The following is a 1,671-nucleotide window of genomic DNA, read 5'->3' as shown; positions in this document are numbered from 1 at the left end:
CGGCCAGCGCGGGCAGCAGCAGCACGACCGGCGGCCGTCCCGCCGCCCGCGCACCGCGCACCCGCCCGCCGCGCATCCGGTCCGCGCCCGCGTCCGGCGCGTGGTCGGCTCGCGTCCGCCACCCCTGCCGGGCGGTCATGGCGACTCGAACCCGGCCTCGCTCAGCGCCGCCTTCCCCGGCTGCGACAGGACGTACCGGACGAACTCCCCGGCCAGCGACGGCTGCGGCGCCTTCGCGAGCGCCACGATCGGGTAGGCGTTGACCGCCTTGGCCGACTCGGGGAACTCGATCCCCTCGACCTGCCCGGCGGCGGCCCTGACGTCCGTCCGGTAGACGAGCCCGGCGTCGGCCTCACCGAGCCGCACCTTGGTCAGCACGGCCTTGACGTCCTGCTCCTGGGACACGGGCCGCACCGTGACCCGCGCGGCGGCGAGCGCCTGCCCCGCCGCCGCTCCGCACGGCACCTGCTCGGCGCAGAGCACGACCTTGAGCCTGGGCGAGGCGAGGTCGGCGAGCGTCCGCACCCTGGCCGGGTCGCCCTTCGGGACGGCGATGACCAGGCGGTTCCTGGCGAACACCGTCGGTCGCCCGGACGCGTCACCCGCGTCGGCCACGGTCTTCATCGTCGCCCCGCTGGCCGCCGCGAACACGTCGGCGGGCGCGCCCTGCGTGATCTGCCGGGCGAGCGTGGAGCTGCCTCCGAAGTTGAACCGGACCTTCACGCCCGGGTGCGCGCCCTCGAAGTCCTTGCCGAGGCGGGTGAACGTCTCGGTGAGCGACGCGGCGGCGAACACGGTCAGCGTCTTCCCCCCGGAGCCGCCGGAGGCACCGTCCCCGGTGTCGCCGCACCCGGCGAGGGCCACCATCGGCAGCGCGGCCAGGGCGACCGCGGACACACTTCTCAGCACAGCGACTCCTCGGGGGTTGCGGGAGGGTTGTTCGGGTGGGGGTCAGCCCGCGTCGGGACGCTCGACGACCACGGTGGTGGACTTCACGACGGCCTCGGCGACCACGCCCACCTCCAGGCCCAGCTCCTCGGCGGCCTCGCGGCTCATCAGCGACACGATCCGGAACGGCCCGGCCTGGATCTCGACCTTGGCCATGACCGTGTCGAGCACCACGTCGGTGACGATGCCGCGCATCCGGTTGCGCGCGGAGGAGAAGCTCTCCCCCGGCTCCCGGGACTGCCCCCGCACGAAGGCGGCCAGGGCGTCCCCCGGCACGATCCGGTGGCCGTGCCCGTCCCGGACGGCGGGCAGCCGCCCTCCGTCCACCCACCGGCGCACGGTGTCGGCGCTGACCCCCAGCAGGGCCGCGGCCTCACTGATCCGGAAGCTCGTCACGCGGCCACTCTATGCCCTCGCACATGCGAGCCATATCCGGGGTACTCACCAGAACCTACTAACCACATAAGGCCAACTCCTCCGCATCTGCGATCGCGAGCCCGTTCCGTGCCCACCGAGGCATGGGATGATCAGAATCACGTTCGGAAACGGCGCCGGGAGTGAGGAGTGGACGTGCCCCCTGCGGAGCCCGCCACCTTGGTGATCGAGAAACACGGGACGGCGAGCCTGCGGTCGCGGGCCGTCGCCGCGGGCGTGCGGGGCCTGCTGCGCCCGCGGCTGGCGAAGGCGGCGGCGCTCCCGCCGGACGACCGGGCGCTGCGCCGG

At 74.4% G+C, this 1,671-nt stretch carries 2 protein-coding genes; both read right to left on the bottom strand.

Going from position 1 to position 1,671, the window contains the following annotated elements; all coding sequences use genetic code 11:
• Positions 1–135: 135 nt before the first annotated feature.
• Positions 136–909, bottom strand: a complete 774-nt coding sequence (gene modA, locus DZF91_RS24120; protein ID WP_235834515.1) for a molybdate ABC transporter substrate-binding protein — start codon at positions 907–909, stop codon at positions 136–138.
• Positions 910–951: 42 nt separating this feature from the next.
• Entirely contained in the window at positions 952–1,344 is a 393-nt protein-coding gene (locus DZF91_RS24115) for a helix-turn-helix domain-containing protein (RefSeq protein ID WP_117359580.1), read from the bottom strand.
• Positions 1,345–1,671 lie beyond the last annotated feature (327 nt).

The organism is Actinomadura logoneensis, assembly GCF_003428695.1.
GTDB classification, from domain to species: domain Bacteria; phylum Actinomycetota; class Actinomycetes; order Streptosporangiales; family Streptosporangiaceae; genus Spirillospora; species Spirillospora logoneensis.
The sequence above is the reverse complement of the archived record's forward strand: the minus strand, read 5'-3'. Positions and strand labels throughout refer to the sequence as shown.